The 26,968-nt window shown below is 35.9% G+C and carries 31 protein-coding genes; 14 read left to right on the top strand and 17 right to left on the bottom strand.

The window, feature by feature from the left end; translation table 11 throughout:
* Window positions 1–16: 16 nt before the first annotated feature.
* Genes OL225_RS18535 through OL225_RS18525 form a run of 3 tightly spaced genes read right to left on the bottom strand, consistent with a single transcriptional unit; the run spans window position 17 to window position 1,841 of the window.
* Window positions 17–823, bottom strand: a complete 807-nt coding sequence (locus tag OL225_RS18535; protein WP_264519185.1) for a TPM domain-containing protein — start codon at window positions 821–823, stop codon at window positions 17–19.
* Window positions 804–1,232: a TPM domain-containing protein gene (locus tag OL225_RS18530; RefSeq protein ID WP_264519184.1), complete on the bottom strand. Its 429-nt coding sequence runs from the start codon at window positions 1,230–1,232 to the stop codon at window positions 804–806. The genes OL225_RS18535 and OL225_RS18530 overlap by 20 nt, the downstream gene beginning before the upstream one ends.
* Window positions 1,233–1,235: 3 nt before the next feature.
* A complete protein-coding gene (locus OL225_RS18525) occupies window positions 1,236–1,841 on the bottom strand; it encodes a LemA family protein (RefSeq protein ID WP_047377718.1) in 606 nt (201 codons plus the stop codon).
* 73 nt (window positions 1,842–1,914) lie between these two features.
* On the opposite strand from OL225_RS18525, the gene OL225_RS18520 reads away from it, so the two are divergent.
* Both OL225_RS18520 and OL225_RS18515 read left to right on the top strand, forming a co-directional pair.
* Entirely contained in the window at window positions 1,915–2,412 is a 498-nt protein-coding gene (locus OL225_RS18520) for a dihydrofolate reductase (protein WP_047377719.1), read from the top strand.
* 148 nt (window positions 2,413–2,560) lie between these two features.
* Entirely contained in the window at window positions 2,561–3,130 is a 570-nt protein-coding gene (locus tag OL225_RS18515) for a hypothetical protein (RefSeq protein ID WP_047377720.1), read from the top strand.
* 65 nt (window positions 3,131–3,195) lie between these two features.
* On the opposite strand, the gene OL225_RS18510 is transcribed toward OL225_RS18515, so the two are convergent.
* The 4 genes from OL225_RS18510 to OL225_RS18495 form a co-directional block, all read right to left on the bottom strand.
* On the bottom strand, window positions 3,196–3,828 hold the full coding sequence (locus tag OL225_RS18510) for a trimeric intracellular cation channel family protein (protein WP_047377721.1): 633 nt from the start codon (window positions 3,826–3,828) through the stop codon (window positions 3,196–3,198).
* A gap of 57 nt (window positions 3,829–3,885) precedes the next feature.
* Complete coding sequence (locus OL225_RS18505; protein WP_264519183.1) at window positions 3,886–4,260, bottom strand: four helix bundle protein; 375 nt, start codon at window positions 4,258–4,260, stop codon at window positions 3,886–3,888.
* A 22-nt stretch (window positions 4,261–4,282) separates the two neighbouring features.
* Window positions 4,283–4,747 (bottom strand): pantetheine-phosphate adenylyltransferase, encoded by a 465-nt coding sequence (gene coaD / locus OL225_RS18500; protein WP_047098871.1) that lies wholly within the window; start codon window positions 4,745–4,747, stop codon window positions 4,283–4,285.
* Between the two features lie 92 nt (window positions 4,748–4,839).
* Window positions 4,840–5,823 carry a D-alanine--D-alanine ligase gene (locus tag OL225_RS18495; protein WP_047377875.1) on the bottom strand — a complete coding sequence of 328 codons (984 nt, stop codon included), beginning with the start codon at window positions 5,821–5,823 and terminating at the stop codon, window positions 4,840–4,842.
* A 156-nt stretch (window positions 5,824–5,979) separates the two neighbouring features.
* Between OL225_RS18495 and OL225_RS18490 the strand changes: the two genes are divergently transcribed.
* From OL225_RS18490 to murI, 5 genes are all read left to right on the top strand, one after another.
* A complete protein-coding gene (locus tag OL225_RS18490; protein ID WP_264519182.1) occupies window positions 5,980–7,071 on the top strand; it encodes a PASTA domain-containing protein in 1,092 nt (363 codons plus the stop codon).
* 73 nt (window positions 7,072–7,144) lie between these two features.
* Window positions 7,145–8,218 (top strand): RluA family pseudouridine synthase, encoded by a 1,074-nt coding sequence (locus OL225_RS18485; RefSeq protein WP_047377724.1) that lies wholly within the window; start codon window positions 7,145–7,147, stop codon window positions 8,216–8,218.
* A 51-nt stretch (window positions 8,219–8,269) separates the two neighbouring features.
* On the top strand, window positions 8,270–9,220 hold the full coding sequence (locus OL225_RS18480) for a PorP/SprF family type IX secretion system membrane protein (RefSeq protein ID WP_047377725.1): 951 nt from the start codon (window positions 8,270–8,272) through the stop codon (window positions 9,218–9,220).
* Between the two features lie 51 nt (window positions 9,221–9,271).
* On the top strand, window positions 9,272–10,396 hold the full coding sequence (gene hemW / locus OL225_RS18475) for a radical SAM family heme chaperone HemW (protein ID WP_264519181.1): 1,125 nt from the start codon (window positions 9,272–9,274) through the stop codon (window positions 10,394–10,396).
* Between the two features lie 61 nt (window positions 10,397–10,457).
* A complete protein-coding gene (gene murI, locus OL225_RS18470) occupies window positions 10,458–11,288 on the top strand; it encodes a glutamate racemase (protein ID WP_047377727.1) in 831 nt (276 codons plus the stop codon).
* Between the two features lie 266 nt (window positions 11,289–11,554).
* Here murI and OL225_RS18465 read toward each other — a convergent pair whose 3' ends face one another.
* Entirely contained in the window at window positions 11,555–12,154 is a 600-nt protein-coding gene (locus tag OL225_RS18465; RefSeq protein ID WP_264519180.1) for a nitroreductase family protein, read from the bottom strand.
* An 84-nt stretch (window positions 12,155–12,238) separates the two neighbouring features.
* Here OL225_RS18465 and OL225_RS18460 point away from each other — a divergent pair, with 84 nt between their 5' ends.
* Window positions 12,239–12,586 carry a winged helix-turn-helix transcriptional regulator gene (locus OL225_RS18460; protein WP_264519179.1) on the top strand — a complete coding sequence of 116 codons (348 nt, stop codon included), beginning with the start codon at window positions 12,239–12,241 and terminating at the stop codon, window positions 12,584–12,586.
* Here the strand turns inward: OL225_RS18460 and rsmD are convergent.
* The 6 genes from rsmD to OL225_RS18430 all read right to left on the bottom strand — a co-directional run bounded on the left by rsmD (window position 12,583) and on the right by OL225_RS18430 (window position 16,085).
* Window positions 12,583–13,155 (bottom strand): 16S rRNA (guanine(966)-N(2))-methyltransferase RsmD, encoded by a 573-nt coding sequence (rsmD, locus tag OL225_RS18455; protein WP_047377730.1) that lies wholly within the window; start codon window positions 13,153–13,155, stop codon window positions 12,583–12,585. The two genes, OL225_RS18460 and rsmD, sit on opposite strands and share 4 nt — an antisense overlap.
* A gap of 85 nt (window positions 13,156–13,240) precedes the next feature.
* Window positions 13,241–13,957, bottom strand: a complete 717-nt coding sequence (locus tag OL225_RS18450; protein ID WP_047377732.1) for a DUF3822 family protein — start codon at window positions 13,955–13,957, stop codon at window positions 13,241–13,243.
* Between the two features lie 18 nt (window positions 13,958–13,975).
* Window positions 13,976–14,470, bottom strand: a complete 495-nt coding sequence (locus tag OL225_RS18445; protein WP_047377733.1) for a Smr/MutS family protein — start codon at window positions 14,468–14,470, stop codon at window positions 13,976–13,978.
* Between the two features lie 120 nt (window positions 14,471–14,590).
* Window positions 14,591–15,088 (bottom strand): metallophosphoesterase family protein, encoded by a 498-nt coding sequence (locus OL225_RS18440; protein ID WP_264519178.1) that lies wholly within the window; start codon window positions 15,086–15,088, stop codon window positions 14,591–14,593.
* Window positions 15,088–15,537, bottom strand: coding sequence for a hypothetical protein (locus OL225_RS18435; protein WP_047377735.1), 450 nt, complete (start codon window positions 15,535–15,537; stop codon window positions 15,088–15,090). Before OL225_RS18435 ends, OL225_RS18440 begins: the two co-directional genes overlap by 1 nt.
* A gap of 83 nt (window positions 15,538–15,620) precedes the next feature.
* On the bottom strand, window positions 15,621–16,085 hold the full coding sequence (locus OL225_RS18430; protein ID WP_264519177.1) for a hypothetical protein: 465 nt from the start codon (window positions 16,083–16,085) through the stop codon (window positions 15,621–15,623).
* 88 nt (window positions 16,086–16,173) lie between these two features.
* Between OL225_RS18430 and OL225_RS18425 the strand changes: the two genes are divergently transcribed.
* The gene (locus OL225_RS18425) at window positions 16,174–17,718 is read left to right on the top strand and encodes a serine hydrolase (RefSeq protein WP_264519176.1); all 1,545 of its coding nucleotides are present in this window, start codon (window positions 16,174–16,176) and stop codon (window positions 17,716–17,718) included.
* Window positions 17,719–17,978: 260 nt separating this feature from the next.
* On the opposite strand, the gene OL225_RS18420 is transcribed toward OL225_RS18425, so the two are convergent.
* Window positions 17,979–18,455: a SixA phosphatase family protein gene (locus tag OL225_RS18420; RefSeq protein ID WP_047377738.1), complete on the bottom strand. Its 477-nt coding sequence runs from the start codon at window positions 18,453–18,455 to the stop codon at window positions 17,979–17,981.
* Between the two features lie 115 nt (window positions 18,456–18,570).
* On the opposite strand from OL225_RS18420, the gene ruvX reads away from it, so the two are divergent.
* From ruvX to OL225_RS18395, 5 genes are all read left to right on the top strand, one after another.
* On the top strand, window positions 18,571–18,987 hold the full coding sequence (gene ruvX, locus OL225_RS18415; RefSeq protein WP_047377739.1) for a Holliday junction resolvase RuvX: 417 nt from the start codon (window positions 18,571–18,573) through the stop codon (window positions 18,985–18,987).
* Window positions 18,984–19,556 carry a peptide deformylase gene (def, locus tag OL225_RS18410; protein WP_149835105.1) on the top strand — a complete coding sequence of 191 codons (573 nt, stop codon included), beginning with the start codon at window positions 18,984–18,986 and terminating at the stop codon, window positions 19,554–19,556. The genes ruvX and def overlap by 4 nt, the downstream gene beginning before the upstream one ends.
* A gap of 75 nt (window positions 19,557–19,631) precedes the next feature.
* Window positions 19,632–20,186: a DUF5606 domain-containing protein gene (locus tag OL225_RS18405; RefSeq protein ID WP_047377741.1), complete on the top strand. Its 555-nt coding sequence runs from the start codon at window positions 19,632–19,634 to the stop codon at window positions 20,184–20,186.
* Window positions 20,187–20,449: 263 nt separating this feature from the next.
* Window positions 20,450–21,217, top strand: coding sequence for a nucleoside triphosphate pyrophosphohydrolase (gene mazG / locus OL225_RS18400; RefSeq protein ID WP_264519175.1), 768 nt, complete (start codon window positions 20,450–20,452; stop codon window positions 21,215–21,217).
* 57 nt (window positions 21,218–21,274) lie between these two features.
* Window positions 21,275–22,150 carry an SdiA-regulated domain-containing protein gene (locus tag OL225_RS18395; protein WP_264519174.1) on the top strand — a complete coding sequence of 292 codons (876 nt, stop codon included), beginning with the start codon at window positions 21,275–21,277 and terminating at the stop codon, window positions 22,148–22,150.
* A gap of 103 nt (window positions 22,151–22,253) precedes the next feature.
* Here OL225_RS18395 and OL225_RS18390 read toward each other — a convergent pair whose 3' ends face one another.
* Window positions 22,254–22,976 (bottom strand): hypothetical protein, encoded by a 723-nt coding sequence (locus OL225_RS18390; protein ID WP_264519173.1) that lies wholly within the window; start codon window positions 22,974–22,976, stop codon window positions 22,254–22,256.
* Window positions 22,977–23,251: 275 nt separating this feature from the next.
* Entirely contained in the window at window positions 23,252–26,968 is a 3,717-nt protein-coding gene (locus OL225_RS18385) for a metallophosphoesterase (protein WP_264519172.1), read from the bottom strand.

The raw sequence follows: 26,968 nt of genomic DNA, 5'->3' as shown, positions 1-26,968 counted from the left end.
AAAATGATTGACTGATTTACCATCCGCCGGATGCACCACCGCCTCCAAAACTTCCGCCACCGCCAAAGCCACCGAATCCGCCGCCGGAACTTCCACCGCCAAAGCCGCCTCCTCCAAAGCTGCCAGGGAATGGGAAGAAACCACCGGGATAATTTCTACGTCCTCTTCTTGTAATGATCACATCATCATCGTCATCATTATTTCCACCACGTCCACCTCCTCTGTTACCGAAAAGTATGGCAATAATGATGAAAATAATAAAAGCGATAATAAGAACTTTAAAAGCGCTTCCGTTACCGGAAGGAGCTGTTGTCGCTATAGGTTTGAATTTTCCCTGAACAGCCTCCATAATAGCTGAGGTTCCACCATTGATTCCATCGTACCAAAGCCCTTTCTTAAAGTTAGGCGTTACAATATAATCTAAAATCTGTCCTGCTACTGAAGCGGTAAGGTATTGTTCTACAGCACGTCCTTGCTGGATAGACATTGTTCTGTCTTCTGTTGCGATAAGGAAAACGACACCGTTATCCACCCCTTTTTTTCCGATTTTCCATTTCTGGCCAAACATGGTCGCCAGAAAGTTGATATCCTCTCCTTTGGTAGAGCGGATGATCACTACTTCAATTTCCGTTGAGGTAGTATCTGCAAACTTGATCAGTTTATTATTAAGGGCATCTTTTTCCTGCTGAGAAAGCAGATTGGCTTCATCAAAAACAGGATAAAGAACGGCAGGTTTTTCGGGAATAGTATACTGTGCTGATACAAAAGTGTAAAAGCAAAGCAATAAAAATGAAAATACTATTTTAAGAGAACGTAATTTCATTTGAGAGTTGGTTTGGATTTTCTCCTTCTACAGGAAAATGTTTTTTGAGTTCAAGTCCTGTTTCCAGGATAGCACTTTTCAGTGCCTGGTAATAATATCCTTTGGCAAATTCAGCAGTAATATAGTCGTGAAGGTGATCCCAGTAAGACTGTTTTACCTTTTCATGGATTCCGATATCTCCAATAATGGTTAAATATTTTTGTTCGAAATTGACATGAAAAAGAACAGCATTCCTTTCAGCAGTTTTGTCCATATCGAGTTTTTTGAAAACCTCAAACGCCGTCTTGGCATCACGGCTATCCGTATTGGAATCAATATGTACCCTGATCTCTCCCGTAGAATGATCTTCCGCAGACTGAATCGCTTCCACTAGGGAAGCGATCTGTTGATTTGTTAGGAAATTACCCATTATTTATTTGAATACTTCAGGGGCTTTCTGAGCTCCTGCGTCAGCTTTGAAATAAGGTTTTTCTTTAAAGTTGGTGAAATTCGCCAGAATATTATTTGGGAAAGTCTTGATAGAGGTGTTGTAATCCTGTGCAGCTTCGTTGTAATAAACAGTTTCTGTTCTGATGCTGTTTTCAATAGCGGTATATTCTCTTTGGAAGTTGATATACTGCTGGTCTGCTTTTAAATTAGGATAAGACTCTACTACGGCCATCAATCGGCTCAATGCTCCGGATAGTTCACCCTGTGCTGCCTGAAACTTAGCAATGTCAGCCTCAGTCATGTTTGTAGGGTCAATGTTGATAGAAGTAGCTTTAGAACGTGCTTCCACAACCTGCGTTAAAGTTTCCTGTTCAAATTTTGAATATGATTTTACAGTTCTTTCCAGGTTAGGAATAAGGTTCGCTCTTTTCTGATATACAGTCTCTACGTTTGACCATTTTGTGTTGACTGTCTGTTCTTTGGTTACGAAATTATTATATCCGCTTTTTCCCCAGAAGAATAGAACAGCAACAATGATAAGTAGGGCAATACCAATTGTTCCGGCGCCCAAACATCCTTTATTTTTCATAGTTTATTTTTTTAAATTTTTTGTGCTAACCAAATATACAAATTATGTGCTAATTTTGTAAAAAATTATTTGAATGACAACAATAGTGGTGGCAATGGGAGAGAAAAATGAAATTGGTTTTGATAATCAGTTGCTTTGGCATCTTCCTAAAGATTTAAAACATTTTAAAGATATTACTTCAGGGCATCCGATTATAATGGGAAGAAAAACATATGAAAGTATTGGGAAACCTCTTCCGAATCGTACCAATATTGTTGTGTCAAGAAAAAAAGACTGGTTTGAGGAAGGAATCCTTATTGTAGGAAGCATTAAGGAAGCATTGAAGTTTGCTAAAAAGATTGATGAAGAAGTTTTTGTTATCGGTGGAGGAAATATTTATGAGCAGACTATGGATGTAGTAGATAAACTGGAGGTTACTTTAGTGAAAGCAGATCTTGAAGCAGACACATTCTTTCCGAAAATAGATCCGAAAATCTGGAAAAAAACAAACGAAATCTGTCATGATAAAGATGAAAAGAACGGCTATGATTTCTGCTTCCAGACGTTTGAAAAAATTAAAAAAGAAGCATAAATGTCAATAGTGAATTTTTGCTTCGCAAAGTGAATTGTGAATTTCTCACAGGTACAAAATTAACAAGCGTAGCGAATTGACCATTCACCATTGACTTTTTGAACTTTAAGCTCTAAATTTATTATCTTTGCACTTCTAAAATTTAATAATGAATAAATACATAAAAATTGCAATAGCGGCACTTCTTATCCTGGCAGGACTTTATCTGATGATTTTCACAAGAAATCTTGGATGGGGTATTGTTGTTTTTCTTTTAGCTGCAATCCCGATCTTATTATTCTTTAAAAATGAATATATCCTATTGGCATTCTGGCAACTAAGAAAACAAAATATGGAAAAAGCCGGCGAGTGGTTGTCTAAAATAATTGATTACAAAGGGCAGCTTCATAAAACCCAATATGGATATTTTCACTATTTACTAGGACTAACACAAGCTCAGGATCACCCGGCAAAAGTAGAACCTTTCATGAAGAAAGCTTTGGAATATGGTTTGAATATGAAACATGACAGAGCGATGGCTACTTTAAATCTTGCAGCAGCAGCTATTTCTAAAGGAAGAAAACAGGAAGGGCAGAAATTACTGGAAGAAGCCAAAAGATTAGACAGCGCTGGAATGATGACGGATCAGATCAAAATGATGAAAGATCAGCTGAAGATGCCAACCATGCAGAAGCATATGCACAATCCTAATATGAGAAACAGAGGGAAATTCTTCTAATCAGAAAAAAATAAGATAAAAAGCACCTGAAAAAGGTGCTTTTTTTATATCTGTGAAAATATATTTTACATTTCTGAGTTCTGATCATAACCATAAAATTTAGGCATCTGCCAATGGTATTTGACGGCAAATGTTCGAATGGCAACAATCAGTATAATGGTAAAAACCTGTACAAAAGTATAAGAAAGCGGAGTGTATTTGGTCATCAGGAGAAATGCTGCTCCTCCCACAATACATGCTGTAGCATAAATTTCCTTTCTGAATATCAAAGGAATCCTGTTGAGCAATATATCCCGGATAATCCCTCCGAAACAGCCTGTTATGGTTCCTAATGCAATACAGATCATAGGATGTATACCCGCATTTAGACCTTTCTGAACTCCGATAATGGTAAATAATCCAAGACCAAAGCTGTCGAAGATAAACAAGGTTACTTTAAAGTTTTTCTCAAGAGATTTGAATATCATCGAAAAAATGCTGGTCACCAGGATCAGGGTACACATCAGAATATCATGCATCCAGAATACAGGAATATCAAGCAAAAGATCTCTTACAGTTCCACCTCCCACAGAAGTTACAAATGCAATAATAAGCACTCCGAACGGATCAAGCCGTTTCTGCATGGCTGCAAAACTTCCAGACATGGAAAAAGCAATGGTCCCCAGGACTTCTATGGCAAAATTGAACTGTTCGTGCATATCTATTATAAGTATGAATGATAAGTAATGAGCAATGAATAATAAAAATTATGCCATTTAAATTTGAGAAAGTTTAAACTTATATTTAGTCATAACCTTTACAAGTTCTTCACATTCTACTTTTAAATGTAAAATTTTTTCCGGATTTAAATATTCTAATTCTTCAATAATTTCAAGCCAAAGTTGAGTTTCATCAATTCCTTCGACTACTATGCACATTTTAGTGAATTTTTCTTTCTCTGATCTGGCCCGGGATACCGCTCTGTAATTGGCTGCTACAGAAGTGGCTGATCGGATAATTTGTTTCCTTATTATTGAAATATCGTCCGAATAGGGTAATGAAGAAAGTGTTTTAATGATAGCAATAGAAAAGGTTTTTGTTCTTTCTCTGAAAATCTGGTTAAAATCTATCCTATCAAAATTATTCATCATTTATTGCTCATTACTTATATATTTATCTCTCCACTCTCACCGAGTCAGGAACCATCAGTTCATACTCACCGCCGTGGGTGATAATTTCCCTTACGATGCTGCTGCTGATGAAAGATTTCCCTGAAGAGGTCAGTAAAAATACTGTTTCCAGTTTTTTGTGGGCTAAAGTTCTGTTGGTATGAGCTATCGCTTTTTCAAATTCAAAATCGGCAGGGTTTCTTAACCCTCTGATAATGTATTGGGCATTTTTTTCAAAACAGTAGTCTACCGTTAAGCCTTCAAATGAATCTACTTCCACATTGGGAAATTCTGCTACGGAATTCTGGATAAATTCCATTCTTTTTTCAAGAGGGAACATATATTTCTTTTGAGAATTCTGCCCTATGGCGATGATTAATTTATCAAATAGCGGGGCTGCTCTTTCTATAATATCGTAATGTCCTAGTGTAATCGGGTCAAATGACCCTGGGAAAACAGCAATTTTCATGTTGTACGAGTTATGATTTTGAATTGTAAATTATCCGTTAAAAGCCATGGATTTTGTATCTAACTTCTAACCACTAATTTCTAACTTCTATATTATTTATTAAGGGCTTTTTCAACTTCATTTCCACAAAGATCCATAATAGAAATTCCATAGTGTTTTGCCTGTTGTGGAAGAATACTTGCAGGAGAGAATCCCGGATTGGTATTCATTTCAAGCATATAAGGAATTCCATTCATTAAAATATATTCACTTCTTGAAAAACCGCTCATTCCTAATGAATTGTATGCTCTTTTAGCAATTTCTTCCACTCTTTTTGTGGTTTCGTCATCAATTCTTGCTGGGGTAATTTCTTCAGAAGCACCTTCATATTTGGCTTCATAATCGAAAAATTCATTGGTAGGAACAATTTCTGTAATTCCCAGAACGATAGTTTCTCCTTTAAAATCAATAACTCCCACAGAAACTTCCATTCCATCTAAGAAACTTTCAATCAGAATTTCATTATCTTCTTTGAATGCAATTTCAGTAGCGGCAATCAGTTCAGATTTTTCTTTTACTTTAGAGATTCCCAGAGAAGATCCGGATTGGTTGGGTTTTACAAATAACGGAAGATTTAATTCTGATACAATCTCATCTACATTGATTTCTTCCCCTTTTCTTAAATAGATGCTTTTCGCGGAAGGAATTCCATACTTTGATAATACGGCAAGAGTATCTTTTTTATTGAAAGTAAGAGCACTCTGGTAAAAATCGCATCCTGTATATTTTTGACCTATTGCATCCCAGTATGCCTGAAGAATTCCGTTTTCTCCCGGAGTTCCATGGATGATATTGAAACAGGCATCAAATTTTAAGGTTTCTCCATTATCTAATGTTACAGAAAAATCACCTCTGTTGATTTCGTATTTTTTATCATTTTCTCCTAAAAAATACCATTCATCTTTAAGGACTACTACTTTATATACATCATAGAGATTTCTGTCTAAAGAATCATAAATCAATTGTCCGCTTTTTAAAGAAACAACATATTCATCAGAATAGCCTCCCATTACTACGGCAACACTTTTTTTGTTCATAACCATATAGTATCAATTAAGGCAAATTTAAACATTTTATGTAATGCAATATGGGAAATCGGCAAATTTTAAGATCAAAAATGAATTGTGTTAAATAAAAAGTCCATTCTAAAATTATTAGCTATATTTGCGGTTATAATTAAAGTATTTTTAAGTATGCTTAAATCACTTTTCAATTGGAAAGTTTTACTGAATTTAGTAATAGCCATCGGTGTTTTTGCAGGGTTGGTATGGCTCACATTTCGCTGGTTGGAACACCATACAAATCATGGTCAGGAAATACCTGTTCCTAATATTGTTAATAAATCTATACATGACGCTGTTAAAATTTTAGATGATACAGGATTGGAATATGAAGTAGACAGTGCCAATTATAATCCTAAATACAGACCCTTCCAGGTTCTTCAGGTTTACCCTGCACCGGGTTCCCGTGTAAAGGACGGAAGAACAGTACACCTTACAGTAAACCCGAGAACATGGGCTCCGATTGCCGTTCCGGATGTTATCAATAAATATTCAGGGCTGGCGTTCCAGAGACTGGATCAGGTGGGTCTTAAAATTGGAGATACCATTTATGAACCGAGTATTCAGAAGGATGCTCTTTTAAGAATTTTATATAAAGGAAATGCAGTGAATCCAGGGGCACGTTTACCTAGATTCTCAGTTATTGATGTAGTAGTAGGATCAGGACCTATGAGAAATATTTCTATTCCAAATGTAGTAGGACTTACGGTAAAAGAAGCCAGAGCTGTCATTACTAAAAGTATGTTTGAAGTTGGATTGGTAGAGCATGAAGATGGAAGCACAGACGAATCGGATATTATTTATTATCAGGATCCTGCTTCAGGGGATGTTCGTGACCAGGGAATGCAGATTGACCTTTGGGCCAGTAAGAAAACTCCGGCAGAATTAAGAGCAAAAATAGAGCAGCTGAATTCTATTTACCGTATGAAGGTGGATACTTCACTTCCTCCGGTACGATATGAAGAAGTACATAATGAGCCAAGTTATGATGCGCCCGTAGTCCCTGCTCCGGTACCTAGAAGAGAAACTCCAAAACCTGAAGTGCCAAAACCTGAGACTCCTAAGACTCAGACAACGACTTCTAAACCTGCAGCTTCAGGAACAGAGAAGCCTAAAACTTCTACTGCTGCCCCTGCTACAGGACACACAGCTAAACCAGCTGCTTCCACAACGACACAACAGCCTGTTCAAAAGCCAAAAGCTAAGAAGGTAGTCGTAGAATAAGATCAGATTAATATCAAAAATACAGGCTTCAACTGCAAAATGTTGAGGCCTTTTGTGTAAAAAATATAAAACAATGTCAGAAGATAACGAAGATTTTTTAGATGAAGAATTATTAGATTCCAACAGTATTGAAAACATCGATATTGACGAGGAAAATAAGGGATTGTATGAACATCTTAATATCACTGTTGACAGCAAACAGGAGCCATTAAGAATTGATAAGTTCCTTTTGATCTACAGACAGAATTCTTCAAGGAATAAAATTTCACAAACCTGCAGAGCCGGAAACGTTGTAGTGAACGGTACTCCGGTGAAACAGAATTACCGTGTGAAACCGGGAGATCAGATTTCGGTACTGCTTACCCATCCTCCAAGAGAGAATGTCATTATTCCGCAGGATATCCCTGTAAATATTATTTATGAAGATGATGATCTTGTGGTAGTGGATAAAGAAGCCGGAATGGTGGTACACCCGGGATTCGGAAACTGGGACGGAACATTGGTGAATGCGCTGGCTTTCCATTTTGAAAAGAATGGAGCAAAGTCTGATCTTGATAGAGTAGGGCTTGTTCACAGGATTGATAAAGATACATCCGGACTGCTGGTGATCGCCAAGAATGAGTATGCGTTGAGCTTTCTGGCAAAACAATTCTTCAACAGAACAACCAAAAGACTGTACTGGGCTTTTGTATGGGGAAACCCTCAGGATGAAGAAGGTACAATCAGAGGCCATATCGGAAGACATCCTAAAAACAGAATGCAGATGTCTGTTTATGAAGATGGCAGCCAGGGGAAACACGCTGTAACCCATTATAAAGTCCTTGAAAGATTCAAATACATGACATGGGTAGAATGTAAACTTGAAACGGGAAGAACCCATCAGATCAGGGCGCATTTCAGACATATTGGTCATACTTTGTTTAATGATGAAAGATATGAAGGACACACTCCTTTAAGAGGGGTAAATCTTCCTAAATACAAACAATTTATTAAAAATGTTTTTGAAATTTTACCAAGACATGCCCTTCATGCCCATACCCTCGGATTTATACACCCAACGACTAAAAAGGAATTATATTTTGAGAGCCCAATGCCCAAAGATATGGCGGATGCTGTAAAAAAATGGAGAAATTATTTGGAAAACTAAAAATATATTGAGAATTTTTTTATATTTGTTGAATTGAAATCAAGATTTGTTATGAGAAAACTATATGCTATCGTATGTTTAGCTCTTTTGTCAAATGCATACAAAGCACAAGAATCACTACCATACTATCAGCAATATCTTTTGGATGGTGAGTTCCTGTTCAACCCAGCTCAATACGGAAAAACAGATTACGTACAGCTCAACGCCAATTATCAACAACAATTTTCAAAGTTCAACAATTCTCCGAATGTACAGTCAATCGGGATTAATGCGAATATCTTTGATAGAGTAGGTGCTGGTATTTCCGTATTCAGAGATAGTAATGGACCTATTTCTGCAGGGGGAATCACAGCTGGTGCTTCATATTTTATTCCTCTAAGTAGTGAAGGAGATAGAAAAGACCAGTTCTCTTTCGGTACAAGTGTTAACTTCTATAACATGAACTTTGATTATTCTAAAATTAATACTGAAGAAGGCGGCGACCCATTGTTGAGAGGTGAAGAAAGTAATATCTTCATGGTGTATGCAAACTTCGGTTTGGCTGCTACCTACAGAGGATTATTCGGGGGTGTTTCCGTAAATGATATCGCATTAAGTAATGATGCTTCTATCGTAAACAACTACGAGCCTTCTCCAATTAAATTCTTCTTAAACTTAGGATACAACTGGAACATTGCTGATAATATTACAATTGCACCTTCAGCATTGATCAACCTTAATACAAACTCAACGAGAATGATAGACTGGAACCTTATGGCTACATTCTCTAACGATATCAATGCATTCTCTTTCGGGGTAAGCTACAGAACGGTTCAGAACAGATTTGATAATCAGAACCTGAGTATCTCTCCAATTGTAAAAGTGAGATTCAACAAATTTATGATCGGAGCAACTTATAACCTTGGAATATCTGATATCCAGAGCTATGGTGGAAACAGCTTCATGATTGGTCTTGGTTATAACTTTGACAACTTTATTAATGCTAGAGGATTTAGATACTAATTAATTTAATTTAAATAAATTTGAGCTCTGAAAAATTTCAGAGCTTTTTTTATGATATATATTCACATTCCGTTCTGTAAACAAAAGTGCAGTTATTGCAATTTCCACTTTTCAACATCCCTGAATTTCAAGGATGATATGCTTAGTGCAATGAAAACCGAACTGATGCTTAGAAAAGATGAATTACAGAACAGAACTCTGAAATCCTTGTATTTTGGAGGGGGAACACCTTCTATTCTTTCCGTTGATGAAATCAATTCCTTAATTGATGAGGCGTTACGGTATTTCAGTTTTGAAAAAGATATTGAAATTACGCTGGAAGCCAATCCGGATGATTTAGATAAAAGTTTTTTAAAGCAGCTAGCTGGAACACCTGTGAACAGATTGTCTATTGGTACCCAAAGTTTTTTTGAAGAGGATCTAAAATTAATGAACAGAGCACACACTGCTTCCGAGGCAGAAGGCTCTATCAAACGGGCACAGGATTTTGGCTTTGAAAACCTGAGTATTGATTTGATCTACGGTTCACCAACCTCCAATCTTGAGATCTGGAAAGAAAATCTGAATAAAACAATTGCGTTGGAAGTTCCTCATATTTCGTCTTATGCTTTGACAGTTGAGCCTAAAACAGCTTTGGAAAACTGGATTTCAAAAGGAAAAGTGAAAAGTCCAAAAGAAGAAGAACAGAACAGAGAATTCTATTATTTATCTGACTTTTTAAAAGATAACGGCTTTGAGCACTATGAAGTTTCCAATTTCGCAAAACCGGGATTCTATTCCCGTCATAATTCTTCCTATTGGAAATACCAGGAATATCTGGGAATAGGACCTTCAGCACATTCTTATAACGGCTTCGATGTCAGAAGCTGGAATGTTGCCAATAACAAGCAATACATTAAAAAGCTTAATGATAAATTGTTAGCCAAAGAAGAAGAAATTCTCTCTAAGGAAGATCAGTTCAATGAAATGATCATGATTGGCCTACGTACTATCTGGGGGGTGGATCTTACGAGCTTAAAAAATAAATTTTCAGATCGATTGCTGGAACATTTTCAGAGAGAAATCAAAACAAAACTAGAAGAAGGTATTTTAATCGTTGAAAATGATCATTTGAAAATTCCTGAAAAACATTGGTTTATGGCAGATGGAATTGCCTCAGATTTGTTTATTGTATAATGTTTGTATGTATACAGATATGCCATAAAATTCACTATTTTTGTATAAAATTTCAGTTCATTTGAAAACTAAAAAACAAGATTATTCACATCTTTCACCAAGCCAGCCTATCGGAATTTTCGATAGCGGGGTGGGAGGCCTTACCGTTGCCAAAGAAATTAAAAGACTTCTGCCTAACGAAGATCTGATTTACTTTGGAGATACAAAGCACCTTCCTTACGGAGAAAAATCCAAGGAAGCCATTATTGAATATTCTACAAAGATTACCAATTTTCTGCTGGAGCAGAACTGTAAAGCCATTGTGATTGCCTGTAATACGGCAACAGCTAATGCTTTAAACGAAGTAATGCAGTCTGTTGCAGGGAAAGTTCCGGTCATAGACGTTATTAATCCTGTTGCCGAAAAAGTATCTTATGAAATCCATACTAATGTAGGAGTGATTGCTACCAAAGCAACTGTGAATTCAGGGCTTTATAAAAAAAGTATCCGAAAGCATAATAAGTGGATCAAAGTAGATGAATTGGCAACACCATTATTGGTTCCTGCTATTGAAGAAGGATTTAAAAACCATCCTATCACCCATGCTATTATTTATAATTATTTAAGCAACAGTAAATTAAAAAATATTGAAACACTCATCTTGGGTTGTACCCATTATCCTCTTCTCATTGATGAAATCAAGCAGTATTACGGAAACAGAGTTCGTGTTATTGACTCCCCGAATATTGTAGCCAATCATCTGAAGATTATTCTGGATAAATACAATCTTTTAAATGATAACAATCCCAAACCGAATTATCACTTCTACCTTTCCGATCTTACCAAGAATTTTGAAAAGATCTCTAAGAAATTCTTTGGGAAAACAATAGATTTAGAATTGAAAGTATTATAAACAGAAAGTCTGCCTCATAGCGAAGCAGACTTTTTTATTTGTTACATGCTGTCGTTACAAAATCATGTTTTTAAGGCACAAAGATTTATTTTCGATAAAGCTTTATGCTTCATTTAATTCCCACGGATTTCACAAATCCCACAGATGATAACGCTTTTAGAATTAAAGGGTACCTAGAAATCTGTGTCCTTTATGAAATTCGTAGGAAATAATATTCACTTTTATTTGTATTCTTTGTGAAATAATTGGTGAAATTCGTGTTTAAATTACGCTTCCACAATTACTTTTTCAGCTTTCAGTCTCGTCTTTGGGTTAAACTTTGGCTGATTCGTATCTGTCTCATCTTTCTGTCCGATAGCAACTGCAAATAAGGTCTCATATTTTTCATTATTCAGAACAGCATCATATCCTTCAGGTTCAATTCCTTCCATCGGTGTGGAGTCTATTCCCATAGCAGCACAGGCAGAAAGCAGTACTCCTAATGATAAATAAACCTGATGTCCAAGCCATGATTTTATCTCAGTTTCTCCTTTAGGTTTTACCATAGTCCGGTAATAGTTCACAGATCCTTCCGGAAGGTTTTCTTCAATTTGCTTCTCAAAGTTTTCTATGTTTTTGATCACCTGAAAGACAATGATATGGCTGCTGTCCAGAACTTTTGCTTTATTAAAATAAGACTTGTCACCCAATTGCTTTTTAAGTTCCGGATCATTAACGAAGATAAAGTTCCATGGCTGGCTGTTGATGGATGATGGGCTCAGATTCAGGATCTCTTTAAGTTCTTCAATCTGTTCTTCACTGATTTTTCCCTGTGGGTTATACTTTTTTACAGTATACCTGTTTTTCATTTTGTCTAAAAAGTTCATAATTTTATACTATCATTTTTATAGTTACAAAATTAATTTAAGTTTATTAATTTTGCAATAACGGTAAAAAAGGATAGTATAAAAATGTATACAATAGATGATAAAGCATACCCATGCTGTACCAGTGTTACCATGAGGTTTATAGGAGGAAAATGGAAGGCAGTTATTTTATATCATCTGATAGATGGTGCCAAAAGATATAATGAGCTAAGAAAAGTAATTCCTACCATTACGGAAAGAACGTTGAGCCTTCAGCTGAAGCAGCTTGAAGAAGATGATATTATTGACAGAAAAGTATTTACAGAAAAACCTCCGTTAATGGTAGAATATACCTTAACGGACTTTGGAAAAACTCTTCTTCCCGTATTGGAAGCGATTACAGATTGGGGAAAAACAGCTCCGGAAAAATCAAAAAAAATAATCAGGAATTAAAGCTCCTGATTATCTTCTTTATTCGGTTCAAAAAAACTGAAACTTACGTTCCCGTATTTTCGGGTATCTATTAGATTGGGATGCTCCAGTTTCATACGGCTTTGGTGTTCTACAATAAGAACTCCGTTTTCTTTCAGGTATTTATTGTTTAAAACCAGAGAAATCAGTTCATAATATTTTTTCTCTTCCATTTCAAAGGGAGCATCTGAGAAAACAATCTCAAATGACTTTTTATTTCTGAATTTTTTAAGCCAGTCAAATACATCACCTCTCTGCACATTGATCTGAAGTGCCATATCAAGCTCAGAAGCGGTAGTGTTGATAAATGCCGTATGCTTTGGATTCATTTCTACAGAAGTAACACTCTTGCATCCTCTGGAAGCAAATTCAAAGGTAATAGAGCCAATTCCTGCAAAAAGATCAAGAACGGAGATCGACTGCATATCGTATTTGTTTTCCAGAATGCTGAATAAAGCCTCCTTCGCAAAATCGGTGGTAGGCCTTACATCAAAATTTTTAGGAGCGGCAATTTTCTTGGCTTTCCATTTGCCTGATATTATTCTGAACATATTTTTTGTTAGGGTTTAGGTGATAGATTATAGACGGCAGGTGATTATTGGGGGATTCTAATCCCTGTTACCTACAGCCTGCAACCTAATTAAGTATAAAATTCTTGTTTGGAATATTGTCAAAAACAATTTTCAGATTTTTAACAAATTTCTGAAGCTCGGAGATGAATGTTTCATTTTCCGTAGTTTCTCCATAAGCATAAAAGTTTGTCTCGTTGATTCCAAAATTTATCTTGCTCAATGTAAACATAATGAAGTAAAGGAAATCTACTTCTGAGTTGACATCCAGGTTATTATAAAGAATAATTTTTTTATTGTCAATCGCAAAAAACTCACACTGATTATGGTAAAGATTAATGTGAATTTCTTTATTGGTTTTGTTATTGATTGAGCTTAGGAACTTTTCTCCTGAGAAATTAAAATGAACAGGTATGGCCAGCTCTTTTATTTTCTTATAGTAATTCTTCGGGAAAGTATAATAAAACTGAATGTTGAATTTTTTGTTGATAGAAAGCATTAGCTCTTCCTTTTCTCTGTCGGTAGGAGCGTTGAAGGCAATCAGATCAAATCCTGTCTCATGCTCAGAAAAACCTTCCGGCATCAGGGTAAAATGATTAAAAGCCGAAATCACCTGGATCTCGTCATAGCGCTGCTTAATAAGAACTTCATCCAGCTTTTGCTCAATAAGATTGGCTGGTGTCTCTTCAGTAACGAAATAAGACTTTTCCTCCAGAATGCTTTTGTTTTTAACAATCTGGCAGATCAATCCGTCTTTGGTAAAAAGTAAATTAAGTACGTTCATATTTCAATTGCTGCAAATTTAGTGAAATTCTACCATTACCGCACCCGATTGATGGTGAAGTATTTCCTTATTATAAAAATCAATATTAACCTGGCTTTCCAATACATCCCGAACCATCCTCTGCAGCGTTCCGTCACCAATGCCGTGAACAATCTCCAGTCTTTTCAGGTTGTTCTTTCTGCAAAATTCAATCACTTCAATCAGTTTTTCCTTTTGAATAAACAATCTTTCAAAACTGTCATAGTCATTGGGATTCTTCACCAAATTATGAAAATGCAGGTCTAAAACCAAATGATTTTTCTGGTGTTTCTTAGAAATGATCTTTTTAGGTTCTGCTTTTCTTACTACTCTGATATTTTCATAAAGATCCGAATCCTTGGGAACCAGTTTTTCTTTTGCATACTGGTGAGTGAAACCATATTCATCCTTAAAAACGACAATACTTCCCTTCACGGAAGTAATTACTCCGCTTAAATCTTCATCTACTACCGAAACCTTATCGCCGATCTTCATAATTTTTTAAGACTTGTCTGAACCCAATATTAGTGCAAAGGTAGAAAGTAAAATGTATTGAAGGCAAGCTCCTCTATCCTCAAACTCTAAAACCCTCCAACACTCGTATGCTTTCACTCATCAAACTCTTGGTCCTAATTCAATAATTTCCAGATCTTTGATTTCCTCACCGTCTACCACAAAGCGCATCATTGTTCTTACTTTATGCCAGCCCTGTTTTCCACAGGCACCGGGATTGAGGTGCAGCAGATTATTTTTCTCATCATACATGGCTTTCAAAATATGAGAGTGCCCTGAGATAAATAATTTCGGAGCTTTTTCTGCTATTTCTTTTTTAGTGAGTGGAGTATATTTTCCGGGATAACCTCCGATATGTATCATCAAAACTTCCAGCTTTTCACAAAAGAAACGGTTGACTTCCGGAAACTCAGCCTGAATTTTAGCATCATCAATGTTCCCGTACACTCCCTTCAGTGGTTTTATCTTTTCCAGCTGTTCAATGACATCCAGATTTCCAAAATCTCCGCAGTGCCATATTTCGTCGGCCTGAGAAGCATATTCCAGGATCCGGTCATCAATATAGGAATGGGAATCGGAAAGGAGAAGGATCTTTGTCATTATCTTAGGGTTCTTTCTGTAATATTTTCGTGGTATTTATCTTTGAATATCGCTAAACGGTCAGGATTCAGCTCTCCGTCATGATTGATCACTCTTTCTTTTAATAACCATTTTATCAGCTTTTCCATTCCTTTTTTGGAATTCATAAAATTGGCAATTTTAGCTATATCTGTAGATTCTACTTTTGTTTTTTCAGGCAGAAAATTCAGGATAAAATAATCATCACTTACATAGCTTGGAGTTTCATTATCCATATATCGGTAAAGAAGAATCTCTTCATCATCCTTCATAGAAAAAAATGAATACTGGGCAACGTTGATTTTTTCAGCCTTCAGAATCTGCTTTCCATCCAATAAAACTTTGTCATCTTTGATAGTGATGTCCTGAGAAAAATATAAATTACATCCTGCTATCAGTAAGAAGAAAGCCAATAATCTGTTGAATACCATTTTTACTATTTTTTAAGACTGCAAATATAAGAAGCTTTAATAAACTTCTCTGGTCTGATTGTTTTCAGAAGTAATTACTATTATCAGTCAGTAATATTTTTCGTTCTTCGGATAGAATCCAGTTTCTTTTCTATAGCTGCACTGAAAACCTTTTTTAGCTTCAGTTGATTCTCCGTAAGCTTTGAAATAACAAAAGTACCGGTCATATTCGTATTGGAAGGAAATACCAAAGTCACTGTAGAATCTGAGGCTTTTTTCCAGCTCCCGATATAACGGTCTGGTTTTTCATTTTTAGTAACAGGGGCTTCCAGAGTATCATATCTTAAGGTAGATTTAATCAGATTCCCTGTGATCTTTCCACTTTTCTGAAACCTGATTCCTTCTCTTCTTGCTTCAAAACCATCCTGCTTTTCGTAGGTATAAATATAAGTATCCATTTTACTGAGATTCCAGGTTTGTAAAAGTAAAGGATTGGAAGTTCTGTCCTGGGCTTTGATACCACTGATAGCGAAAAGAGAGAAAATACAGATACAAATAGGCTTTTTCATGAATACAACTGATTTATTGTAAAGTTTTAACACTGCTAAAATTAGCATCACTTAATATTTAGTAAATTTGGGAAAATTAAAATAAACAATGAAACAGAAACTTTCTTTTTTCATTTTTCTTTTGACCGTAGGATTGGCCAATGCACAGGTTGAAGAAAAAAAGCTGGATGAACTGATCCAAAATACACTGAAAACCTTTGATGTACCGGGAATGTCCGTAGGAATTGTAAAAGATGGAAAAATGATTTATTCCAAAGGCTTTGGAGTACGTTCTCTTACGACCAAACAGCCTATGGATGATAATACATTGGTGGGAATTGCTTCCAATTCCAAAGGTTTTACATGTACAGCATTAGCCATCTTAGCAGATGAAGGAAAACTGAACTGGGATGATAAAGTTTCAAAATATATTCCTGAATTTCAAATGTACGATCCATACGTTTCTCAAAATGTAACGATCAAAGACCTTATTACGCATAGAGCCGGATTAGGGCTAGGGCAGGGAGATCTTATGTTCTTTCCTGAAGGAGGAAGCTTAACTGTTAATGATATTGTTCATAATGTAAGATACCTGAAACCTGAAAATCCTTTCAGAACAAAATTAGATTATAACAATATCATGTTTATTGTAGCCGGAGAGGTAATTCACAGAGTTTCCGGATTAAGCTGGGCAGAATTTATTGAGCAAAGAATTATGAAGCCTGTAGGCATGACTTCAAGTTTCGGAAGCTACAACAGAGCAAAAGCTATTGCAAACAAAATTGATGCACACGCTCCTGTAGACGGAAAAGCTATTGCTGTTCCTCATGACTGGAATGAAACAGGAAATGCTGCAGGGGGAATAATGAGTAACATCAAAGATATGACGACTTGGGCAGAATGTCTGCTAAACAATTTTACTACTAAAGATGGGAAAAAATTAGTTTCAGATAAAAATGTTCAGCAGCTTTGGAGCCTGCAGATTCCAGATAGAGTTGCAGCAAAAAATCCATACGATACAAGCTTCTACGGATATGGTTTAGGATGGTTCCTGAGCGATGTTAAAGGCCACAAACAGATACAGCATACCGGAGGATTGATCGGAACGGTTACACAGTTTACTTTAATTCCGGATATGAAACTGGGAATTGTAGTCTTGACGAACCAACAGTCCGGAGCCGCTTTCAACACCATTACCAATACAGTGAAAGATTCTTATCTTGGTGTAGCAGACAGAAACTGGCTGAAAACGTATGGCGACAGAATGTCTAAGATGGAAGCAGATTTTAATAAACAAAAGAAAGACGCCTTTGCGAAATCAGAAGCTTTTAAAAAAGAAAAATCCCTTCAGCCAAAAGCGGAACAGTTCACAGGAACTTATAATGATGTCTGGTTTGGTGATGTAGAAATTTCACAGCAAGGAAATACTTACAGAATTTCATGCAAAAACTCTCCAAGATTAAAAGGAGAACTGCTTCCTTATTCCAACAATTCTTTCATTATCAAATGGGATGACAGAAGCTATGATGCAGATGCTTATATTATTTTCAGTTATGACGAAAACGGAAAGGCAGAATCTGCAAGATTGAAGGCAATTTCTGATGTGACAGATTTCAGTTTTGATTTTGATGATCTGGACTTAAAGAGAAAATAATAATATCAAAAAAATATTCAATAGGAACGGGCTTTAGCCCGTTTTTTTATGTTTACAACGATAATGGCTTTAGCTAAAACCTGCCACCCCTCCAGAGGAGGGAAATATGCAGTCGGTAAAAGAAATGTTGGTTTATTGTACAAGATTCGGAACTTGCTGTGAAAAGGGAAAGTTCTGCTTAAGATCAAAATAAATTTCTTCTGTTTCTGACATGAGAAAAGAAGGATAAGTATTGTGACATAAAAAATAATGAAATGAAGTTATATTTTCCCTGGTTCATAAAAGAACAGAAGTTTCTTTTTGGCACCATCAAATTCGGACCAGGATTCACAGTCTACTTCAAAACCAGCGACTCCGCAGGTAGGGAAATGAAAAATATCTTCAGAAATAGAATTGGCAAAATTGGAAATTCCATTATTGTGAGAGAAAAAAGCAACTGAATTCAGGGTGTCATCCAGATCATAAATTACAGATTCAAAACTTCTTTCCGAAGGATTATACAATTTTTCATCAGTAGAACAGTTAAGCTGATAAGCCTGATTGAAAATTTTACATGTATTCAGTGCACGTACCGCGGGGCTGGACACAAAGTGATCAATGGAAATGTTATTGTTTTTAAGGAATCTGGACATATGCATAGCGTCTGTCAAACCTTTGTCTGCCAAAGGTCTGTCAAAGTCCTCCGTTTCCTCCGGCCAGTCGCTTTTTGCATGTCTTACGAGGATGAGTTTCTTCATATAATTGTTTTTTGGAAGATTAAAATTATAAAAAAAATAATGGAATAAAACATGATTTATATAAAAAAACTGCGTTATGAATAAAATCAGTAAATTTTACTAAATTTGCAGACTTATGGGACAAATCCTTGCAATAGACTACGGAAAGGCTCGTTGTGGTATCGCTGCAACAGATGATATGCAGATTATAGCCAGTGGGCTGGAGACTGTAGAGAACCGTTTTTTAATGGAATTTTTAAAAAAATATTTCAGTGAAAATAAGGTAGATGAAGTAGTGGTTGGGCTTCCCATAGATTTGAAAGGAAACGTTTCGGAAGTAGAAACCGATATTTTAAGATTCATTGAAGAATTTAAAAAAGAATTTTCGGATATTGCAGTTCATCGTTTTGATGAAAGATTTACTTCCAAAATGGCTTCATTTTTTATTTCCCAAAGTGGAAAAAACAAAAAAAAGAGGCAGGAAAAAGGATTAATAGATAAAGTAAGTGCAACCATCATATTGCAGAATTTTTTAGAACAAAGATTAAGATGATATTACCGATAAGAGCTTTTGGGGATCCTGTTTTGAGAAAAGTGGGAAAAGATATAGATAAAGATTATCCCGAATTACAGGAACTGATAGATAACATGTTCGAAACGATGTACAGCGCAAATGGCATAGGTCTTGCAGCGCCTCAGATCGGTTTGGATATCCGTGTATTTATAATAGATGTGACACCTCTTGCCGAAGATGAGGATTACGAAGATATTAAAGATGAATTGGCAGAGTTCAAGAAAGTATTCATCAATGCCAGAATTCTTGAAGAATCAGGTGAAGAATGGAAGTTCAATGAAGGATGTCTTTCTATTCCGGATGTAAGAGAAGATGTAAAAAGAAAGGGTACAATCGTTATTGAATATTATGACGAAAATTTTGTGAAACATACAGAAACTTTTTCCGATATTAGAGCCCGCGTAATTCAGCATGAATATGACCACATTGAAGGGGTACTGTTTACTGACCACCTGAGTGCTCTGAAAAAGAAACTGGTAAAAGGTAAACTGACAAAAATCTCTCAGGGTGACGTAAACATTGGTTACAAAATGAGATTTCCAAAATAATTTAAACAAGGATAAAAGAAATAATATAAAGCAAAAAGCTTAGAGCTGATTGCAGAATTTACAAAAAATAAAATTATGCTGTTAGAAAAAATAATTTCAATTTCTGGAAAACCAGGACTTTACAAATTAGTTTCTCAATTAAGAAACGGATTCATCATTGAAGATGTTACCAGTAAGAAAAAAGTAAGTATTGGAAACTCAAGCCAGGTAAGTTTGTTGGATAATATTGCCATGTTTACATTTGAAAAAGAAGTTCCTTTGTTTGAAGTATTTGAAAATATTGCTAAAAACAACGACTATAAGGAAACTATTTCTCACAAATCTTCTGATGCAGATCTGAAAGATTTTATGTTGGCATCTCTTCCTAACTATGATACAGAAAGAGTATATTCTTCTGATATCAAGAAATTGGCTCAGTGGTACAATGTTCTTCACAAAGCAGGATATATTACTCCTGAAAGTTTTGTAAAGGCAGAACCTGAAACTTTGGATGGAGAGCCTGCAGAGGAACTAAACATTGAAAAAGAAGCTAAAAAAGCTCCAAAAGCTGAGAAACCAGCTGCTCCAAAAGTAAAAGCTACTTCAGCTGCAAAATCAGCTCCGAAAAGTACGCACAGAAAACAAGGATAATTCAGTTCTGAATTAAAAATACAAAGCCTTGTCGGGAATTTCCTGACAAGGCTTTTGGTTTTAGGTAGCAGGTAGCAGATGATGGGGATTAGGGAAATTTTCTGCTGAGTTCAAATTTCGTCTTTATCTTTAAACATTAAACGCGAATCTCGCGCCCCGTAACTCGTACCTCATATCTATAAACTCTCAACTTTCAACGCTAACTTCTACCACAGACCCAAAATATCCCTTACATTTGTATAAGATTGAATTTCCCAATACTTATGAATACGAAACAGGAGAAACTGGAAGCCTTTGGAAGATTACTGGATATCATGGATGATCTTCGTGAAAAATGTCCGTGGGACCAGAAACAGACTTTAGAGTCGCTTCGCCATCTTACCCTTGAAGAAACTTATGAGCTTTCCGATGCTATTTTACAGAATGATCTGCAGGAGATAAAAAAAGAGCTGGGTGACGTTTTACTTCACTTGGTTTTTTATGCTAAAATTGGTTCAGAAAAAGAAAGTTTTGATATCGCAGATGTGATCAATTCCCTTAATGAAAAGCTGATCTTCCGTCATCCTCATATTTATGGAGATGTTGAAGTGAAAGATGAAGAAGAAGTGAAGCAAAACTGGGAAAAATTAAAATTAAAGGAAGGAAACAAATCTATTTTGGGAGGTGTACCGAAAAGCTTACCGAGCTTGGTAAAAGCCTACAGAATACAGGATAAGGTAAAAGGAATAGGTTTTGAATTCCATGATGCCGAAGATGCCTGGAAAAAAGTAGATGAAGAGATTCAGGAGTTTCATGCTGAAACCGATCTGGATAAGAAAGAACAGGAGCTGGGCGATGTGTTTTTCTCTTTGATTAATTATGCAAGGATTTCAGGGATTAATCCCGATTCGGCTTTAGAAAGAACCAACCTTAAGTTTATTTCAAGATTCCAAAAAATGGAAGGACTTGCTGAAGAACAGGATTTAAAATTGGCAGATATGTCTCTGGAAGAAATGGATGTTCTTTGGGAGAGAGCAAAAAAGCTTTCATAGCTCTTTATTGGAACAATTAATGCTTCTTACATTCAATTAAAAAAATAAAAAATAAATATGTTACGTTTTCTTATTTTACCTGCTTTGCTTTTATTGAGCTGCAATCCAAAAGCTCAGAATTCTCCGTCTAATGAGGATGAATTGAAAGTCCAGTTTTCACTACCTAAAAAGTTGAAGGAAGTTTCCGGAATTACTTTGTCAAAAGATAAGAAAACAATCTGGGTGATAGAAGACAGAGGAAATAAAAATGCAATATATGGTCTGAGTGATAAAGGTGATATGGTGGCAAAAATACCGGTAGAAAATGCTGAAAATACAGACTGGGAAGATATCATATCAGATTCTCAGGGCAATATTTATATCGGAGATTTTGGAAATAATGATAATAACAGACAGGATCTGGCTATCTTAAAAACAGATTTGAAAGACAGCAGACAAACCGTTACCCAGGTTGTTCAGACTACAAAATTCCATTATCAGGGTCAGACGGAATTTCCACCAAAAAAATCGAAGCTGTTCTACGATTGCGAAGCTTTTGTAGAAATGGATGGGAATTTTTATTTATTCACTAAAAACAGGAGCAAAGGTTTTGACGGGACTTTCCTTGTATTCCAAGTGCCTAATAAAGAAGGTGATTTTGAAGCAAAGCTAATAGGAACATTAAAACTTCAGGGCGGTTATAATGATGCGGCCATCACTTCAGCTACCATCAACAGTACGAAAGATAAAATTGTATTGCTGACACATAAAAATGTTCACGTTCTTACAGGTTTTACTGCCAACGATTTCAGCTCTGCTAAAATTCAGAAAATTCCATTGAATCATAACTCACAGAAGGAAGCTATTGTTTTTCTTGATGATAAAACAGTAATGATTGCTGATGAGAAAGGGAAGGATGAAGGTGGAAATGTATATACTTTTTCTTTAAACTAAACTTTTATCCAATACATAAATGTTAAATAAAACCCCACAGATTTTTCTGTGGGGTTTTTGAATATATGAATGTTATTGAAGTGATTGACGTTTGTTTTACTGTTTATGGAGTAAGGTAAGAAATATGAATATTACCGCTTGACAATCTGAAATCCTGAGTATAACGGCAGCGTATCCTGAAGGTTTCTCCCGTATTAAAAAAATTAATGGATGAAAGATTATGATTCAATCCTGTAGTACGTTCTCCGTGTCCGGTGGATATTCCTGCAAGTGTTGTAAGGGTAGGCGATACTTTTTGGATATAAGAATTAGCTGTTCCTGCAGTTTGTCCTGACGGATTTAAATTAAGATCATAGGTTGCATAAGGAACAATATTATAAAACCCGGGTTTTACTACTGTAAAAAGTCCTGTTGTTGAATTATAGGTCAGATAAGCTGTATCAATCTTATTACTCACGTTAAAAACATAGGTTTGTGAATAACTTTCATGAGTGTTGACCGGAGTAGAGTGTGTTCCTGTATAGCTGCCACTGGATGGGCTGATATCTGTTTTATTTCCCACATACACTACTTTTAAGAAGTTTTCAGATTCAATTGTTTTCCAAACCGGAGTATTTCCGGCTCCGTTTGACATGAGTACCTCACCTTTGTTTCCTGAGTTTCCTTTTGTTCTGTCATCGCCACCTACATTCAGGTCTTTAACAACCTGTAGAGAACCGTTGACGTGTAATGTATGTTGTGGTGTTGGTGTTTTAATACCTACCTGTGCATTTATATGAATAAACATAACAAATAATGCCATATACAATAGCTTTTTTTTCATCATCTGTTGATTTTTTTGTTGCAGCAAATATAAAATGTTTTTAAAATGTCCTTTTTTTAAAGAATTGATAAACATATAGAGCTATGGGTAACGTTGACCTATATTGCTGAAAATATGGCTTTTATTTAAAAGCCATATTTGTTTTATTAATGAAAAATGTAAGCTGAAAATTAGAATTATTAAATTTAATTAAAATTGAAATTTTTTAGATATTCAATAATGATTAATTATAATATGTTGTTAAACAGTGTTTTGTGCTTTTCTCAAAATTATAATGCTTAAAACTTCATTCCTATCCCTGCAGAAAGTCTTCCACCATCTGAGCCATAGAAATAATTCAGTCTTGCAGACATCATTTCTACAATGCTTAACCAAACACCCGCTCCGGCAGATTGGTGCCATTTTCTGGAATTTTCATTGTCATTCCATACACGGCCAATATCATATCCGATAAGGATTCCCATATTTGCAGGAATAATATTGTTTCTTACTCTCCCAAAATCCCATCGTATTTCTGAGTTATTGGTAAAATAAGATCTTCCTGAGAATCTCTCATTTCTGAAAGCTCTCATACCATTATTCCCTCCAATAGCCGCTGCCTGATAGAATTCAAAATTGTTATTATTAATCCACATTACGTTACTGGAATTGGCAAAAACAAATTTTCCTTTCTTATCAATTCTGTGATCAATGGCAAGCTTTCCTTTTACAGTCAGGAAGTTTCTGTTAAAGTCAGAAAGAGTTGCTTTCCAATCAGCATTAAGCATAAATTCCAGCCCAAGAGTAGGGAAAGCTGTATTATCAGCATTTTTATAGCCAAATGTATAATTGGCTCCTACAAACTGCTGACTGTCAAATACGCCTGGTCTTACGTCCGGTGACTGGTTGATGAAACGGTCAGCTTTTCGCTGGACTTTATTATCTTCAAAAGTTAATTGAAACTGATGACTCAGATTCATCCAGCTCTTCTGAGAGATAGAAGGCGCAAAGTTGAATTTTGAAATTCTGGCTCTGTTGTATTCTCTTTCTGTAGTTTCTTCGTCATATTCACTTTCATTGGACAATCCAAAGAAATTTTGAGAAAATCTTGGAGTAGTATAAAATGCATCCAGATTGAAATCCCAACCTGAGATTGCCTTTTTAAATATTCCTTTATATGTAAGGCTAAATCCTGCAGTAGCAGTATAAAAATTGGCTTTTAAGCTGTGTCTTTGGGTATAAGGATCACGGATAAAATTATTAACTGTATAATTGGCCAGAACACCTACAATGACACCATCATCCGGGTTGTAGTCCAAATTTGGATATCCTGCAAAAGAATTGTATTTCGGGTGTTTATAATTATAGCTGTTAATGTCATAATCATCCGTGATGTTTTTGGTTGCATTGCCGGCATTATAAGTGTTCTTCTGAGATTTAAAATCATAAATCTTCACTTTCCTTCCATCTGCAACATTATAAGTATCATGATTATATCCACCAATCAGCCGGATGTTCATCTTTGGATTTCCCGTTCCTGTTACTTCGTAGACGTCATCATCTTCAAGTCCGTATATCCATAGTTCTTTTGTTTTTGAATCATGATAGTTTTTTTCAAAAACTAGCTCATTCTTATCTTTATCCTTACCCAGTTTATATTGCTGTACCAGAACAGAATGTCCGTTTTTGGTGATGACAAACTTATCAGGATTTACAGTTCCTGCCAGAGATACTTTTTTCTGTAATACATCATAGTATTGAGCGGCGTAGCTCTGAAGTTTTGTTTTTCTTACTTTCAGTTTTCTCTGAATTTCAGCAATGGTATCATCCTGTACCTCTTTTGGAAGATTATGGAAAGCATCATCAATATCTGCATCAGTAAGGTGTTCCTGAATATATTTTGCCTGTGTTTCCCATTCTGTCTGATCTGACCCTTTTAAAAAGACCAGATCCATTGGATAGGGTTCCATAGCAAGCCACTTGACACTGCTGATGTCTTCTGTAAAGGTTTTCATATGGCGGATTGCCGGAACATTCATAATAAGCTTAAATGCAGCTCCGTCATATTTGCTGAATGCCTGATCTCTGTCTTTAGGGATAGGTTTGTAGACTACCTTATCACCCATTTCATATTCTGCCCATTTCCACTGATCCGAGTGTCTGTCCCAGTCTCCGATAAGCATATCAAATAATCTTGCTCTGATGTAGGATTCTCTGTCAACAGAATATTTATTGCTTTTGCTGAGGTTCTTCAATACATCATCAGTAGAAACGATATCTTTTGCATTGCCGAGATAAGCCAGTGTTTTAGGGTCAGAAGAAAAACGTTCTTCAATCATATACATTTCATCTCCGTAATTCTCGTTATATCTTCCCAAAGCCTGCTGCTTAGGAATGTAATACAGTTTTGGATTACTGTGGAAAATACCCAGTTTTTCTGACATATTTCCAATCGTAAACGGAGTAAACGGATGATTGGTGGTATAAAAATCCAATAGGAATTTCTCGGGAAAAGTATCTGTGAGTTCTTCACCCAATGTACTTTTTGTAAAAGCCATATTGTTAAGAAAACGGATAGCGCTTTTTTTCACTCCACGCATCACAAATTCCTGTCCATCTGTAGATTTCAAACGTAAACTGTTAGATTGGTTTCCTCCACCTTCTCTGAAAGGGATATATCCGCCGTTTAATTCAGAAAGATTGGCGGTCGGAGCTTCAATCGGAATTCCGTAATAGTTTCTGTAATGATCTCCCCAAAGCCAGCGGTAAAATTTTCTTTTTTGAGTAAGCTGTACCGGGTAGATGGTGGAAGAGAATGTCTGTGGAAAAGAATTTGGAAAATTATTCACAAATACATCCGGTTTAGAAATTACTGAAATATGGGTCAGTTTTTGAAGCTGTGCATCTTTTGTAGAAAAATACTCAACATCTGTACTTTCGTCTTTTCTGAAATTTAAAATAGCAAAACCGCTTCCTCCGTAAGAAAAATCTGTTTTTTCTATAATGGTAGACGGGTCTGTTTTGGAACCTGCACCACTGATGATCTGTCTTAAGTTTCCATCTTCGTGATATTGAAGATTATGATCATGTCCGGAAACGAAAATAATGTTTTCCTTATCCTGAACAATGCTTTTCAGTCTGTTGGCCAGATCTGCATAATGCTGGTTATTGATGTCTTCAGGACTGGCTCCGGAAGAACTCCTTAATATATTGATTAAACTTGCAACACCGGGAACAGGAATCTTACTTTTTAAAGGAAAAAGATGTGATTTTGCAGAATTAAAGCCTGCATGGGTTCCGCTGCTGATAATAGGGTGGTGTAAAGCAACAATGATTTTTTTACCCTGATTTTTAATGATAAGATCTTTAAACTCTGTGAAAAAATCCTCACGGGTTTTGATATTACAGTTTTTATTGATTCCGGGGTAATTGTCCCAGTTTGCAATAATCCATTCCGTATCTACAGCAATAAGCTTAATGTCTTTAGAAACGTTGATATCATCAATTGGACATCCATTTTTAGGCAGAAAGGCTTTTTTGTCGTCAAGGTATTTTTTTACCAGCCCTTCCTGGGTGTTCAATCCTTCCAGTCCGTTGTACCAGTCATGATTTCCGGGAATTACCAATGTTTTTCCCTTGAAATTCTTGGTTATGGCAAGTTGATTTTCCAGTTTGTCTTTAGCTGAGGCATATTCTTTATCTGTTTCTTTGGGCATACCATTTGGGTAGATATTGTCTCCCAAAAAGATCAGCATAGAGTTGCTGTCTGCAGAATCCAGTTTGCTTTTCAGTAAACTCAGTGTTTTTTGAGCCTGAGGTTCATCTGCGTTTCCTGCATCTCCAATGAGAAAAAGTTTAAAATCGTTTTCAGATTTTATCTCAGAATCTTTTACTTCAAATAAGTTTTTGCCCTTTTGTACGTTATAGGTAGCACAGGAATAAAGGACTCCTGCAGACATTACGGTTCGAAGAACAATAGAAGTATTTTTTAGATGAGTTTTAAAGGATAAATTCAT

This window comes from Chryseobacterium viscerum, assembly GCF_025949665.1.
GTDB lineage: Bacteria > Bacteroidota > Bacteroidia > Flavobacteriales > Weeksellaceae > Chryseobacterium > Chryseobacterium viscerum_A.
The sequence above is the reverse complement of the archived record's forward strand: the minus strand, read 5'-3'. Positions and strand labels throughout refer to the sequence as shown.

What these genes read in the sequence shown, in the direction of transcription:
- OL225_RS18535 (WP_264519185.1), bottom strand. Translation starts at nt 823, where the DNA reads ATGAAATTACGTTCTCTTAAAATAGTATTTTCATTTTTATTGCTTTGC.
- OL225_RS18530 (WP_264519184.1), bottom strand. Translation starts at nt 1,232, where the DNA reads ATGGGTAATTTCCTAACAAATCAACAGATCGCTTCCCTAGTGGAAGCG.
- OL225_RS18525 (WP_047377718.1), bottom strand. Translation starts at nt 1,841, where the DNA reads ATGAAAAATAAAGGATGTTTGGGCGCCGGAACAATTGGTATTGCCCTA.
- OL225_RS18520 (WP_047377719.1), top strand. Translation starts at nt 1,915, where the DNA reads ATGACAACAATAGTGGTGGCAATGGGAGAGAAAAATGAAATTGGTTTT.
- OL225_RS18515 (WP_047377720.1), top strand. Translation starts at nt 2,561, where the DNA reads ATGAATAAATACATAAAAATTGCAATAGCGGCACTTCTTATCCTGGCA.
- OL225_RS18510 (WP_047377721.1), bottom strand. Translation starts at nt 3,828, where the DNA reads ATGCACGAACAGTTCAATTTTGCCATAGAAGTCCTGGGGACCATTGCT.
- OL225_RS18505 (WP_264519183.1), bottom strand. Translation starts at nt 4,260, where the DNA reads ATGATGAATAATTTTGATAGGATAGATTTTAACCAGATTTTCAGAGAA.
- coaD (WP_047098871.1), bottom strand. Translation starts at nt 4,747, where the DNA reads ATGAAAATTGCTGTTTTCCCAGGGTCATTTGACCCGATTACACTAGGA.
- OL225_RS18495 (WP_047377875.1), bottom strand. Translation starts at nt 5,823, where the DNA reads ATGAACAAAAAAAGTGTTGCCGTAGTAATGGGAGGCTATTCTGATGAA.
- OL225_RS18490 (WP_264519182.1), top strand. Translation starts at nt 5,980, where the DNA reads ATGCTTAAATCACTTTTCAATTGGAAAGTTTTACTGAATTTAGTAATA.
- OL225_RS18485 (WP_047377724.1), top strand. Translation starts at nt 7,145, where the DNA reads ATGTCAGAAGATAACGAAGATTTTTTAGATGAAGAATTATTAGATTCC.
- OL225_RS18480 (WP_047377725.1), top strand. Translation starts at nt 8,270, where the DNA reads ATGAGAAAACTATATGCTATCGTATGTTTAGCTCTTTTGTCAAATGCA.
- hemW (WP_264519181.1), top strand. Translation starts at nt 9,272, where the DNA reads ATGATATATATTCACATTCCGTTCTGTAAACAAAAGTGCAGTTATTGC.
- OL225_RS18465 (WP_264519180.1), bottom strand. Translation starts at nt 12,154, where the DNA reads ATGAACTTTTTAGACAAAATGAAAAACAGGTATACTGTAAAAAAGTAT.
- OL225_RS18460 (WP_264519179.1), top strand. Translation starts at nt 12,239, where the DNA reads ATGTATACAATAGATGATAAAGCATACCCATGCTGTACCAGTGTTACC.
- rsmD (WP_047377730.1), bottom strand. Translation starts at nt 13,155, where the DNA reads ATGTTCAGAATAATATCAGGCAAATGGAAAGCCAAGAAAATTGCCGCT.
- OL225_RS18450 (WP_047377732.1), bottom strand. Translation starts at nt 13,957, where the DNA reads ATGAACGTACTTAATTTACTTTTTACCAAAGACGGATTGATCTGCCAG.
- OL225_RS18445 (WP_047377733.1), bottom strand. Translation starts at nt 14,470, where the DNA reads ATGAAGATCGGCGATAAGGTTTCGGTAGTAGATGAAGATTTAAGCGGA.
- OL225_RS18440 (WP_264519178.1), bottom strand. Translation starts at nt 15,088, where the DNA reads ATGACAAAGATCCTTCTCCTTTCCGATTCCCATTCCTATATTGATGAC.
- OL225_RS18435 (WP_047377735.1), bottom strand. Translation starts at nt 15,537, where the DNA reads ATGGTATTCAACAGATTATTGGCTTTCTTCTTACTGATAGCAGGATGT.
- OL225_RS18430 (WP_264519177.1), bottom strand. Translation starts at nt 16,085, where the DNA reads ATGAAAAAGCCTATTTGTATCTGTATTTTCTCTCTTTTCGCTATCAGT.
- OL225_RS18425 (WP_264519176.1), top strand. Translation starts at nt 16,174, where the DNA reads ATGAAACAGAAACTTTCTTTTTTCATTTTTCTTTTGACCGTAGGATTG.
- OL225_RS18420 (WP_047377738.1), bottom strand. Translation starts at nt 18,455, where the DNA reads ATGAAGAAACTCATCCTCGTAAGACATGCAAAAAGCGACTGGCCGGAG.
- ruvX (WP_047377739.1), top strand. Translation starts at nt 18,571, where the DNA reads ATGGGACAAATCCTTGCAATAGACTACGGAAAGGCTCGTTGTGGTATC.
- def (WP_149835105.1), top strand. Translation starts at nt 18,984, where the DNA reads ATGATATTACCGATAAGAGCTTTTGGGGATCCTGTTTTGAGAAAAGTG.
- OL225_RS18405 (WP_047377741.1), top strand. Translation starts at nt 19,632, where the DNA reads ATGCTGTTAGAAAAAATAATTTCAATTTCTGGAAAACCAGGACTTTAC.
- mazG (WP_264519175.1), top strand. Translation starts at nt 20,450, where the DNA reads ATGAATACGAAACAGGAGAAACTGGAAGCCTTTGGAAGATTACTGGAT.
- OL225_RS18395 (WP_264519174.1), top strand. Translation starts at nt 21,275, where the DNA reads ATGTTACGTTTTCTTATTTTACCTGCTTTGCTTTTATTGAGCTGCAAT.
- OL225_RS18390 (WP_264519173.1), bottom strand. Translation starts at nt 22,976, where the DNA reads ATGATGAAAAAAAAGCTATTGTATATGGCATTATTTGTTATGTTTATT.
- OL225_RS18385 (WP_264519172.1), bottom strand. Translation starts at nt 26,968, where the DNA reads ATGAATTTATCCTTTAAAACTCATCTAAAAAATACTTCTATTGTTCTT.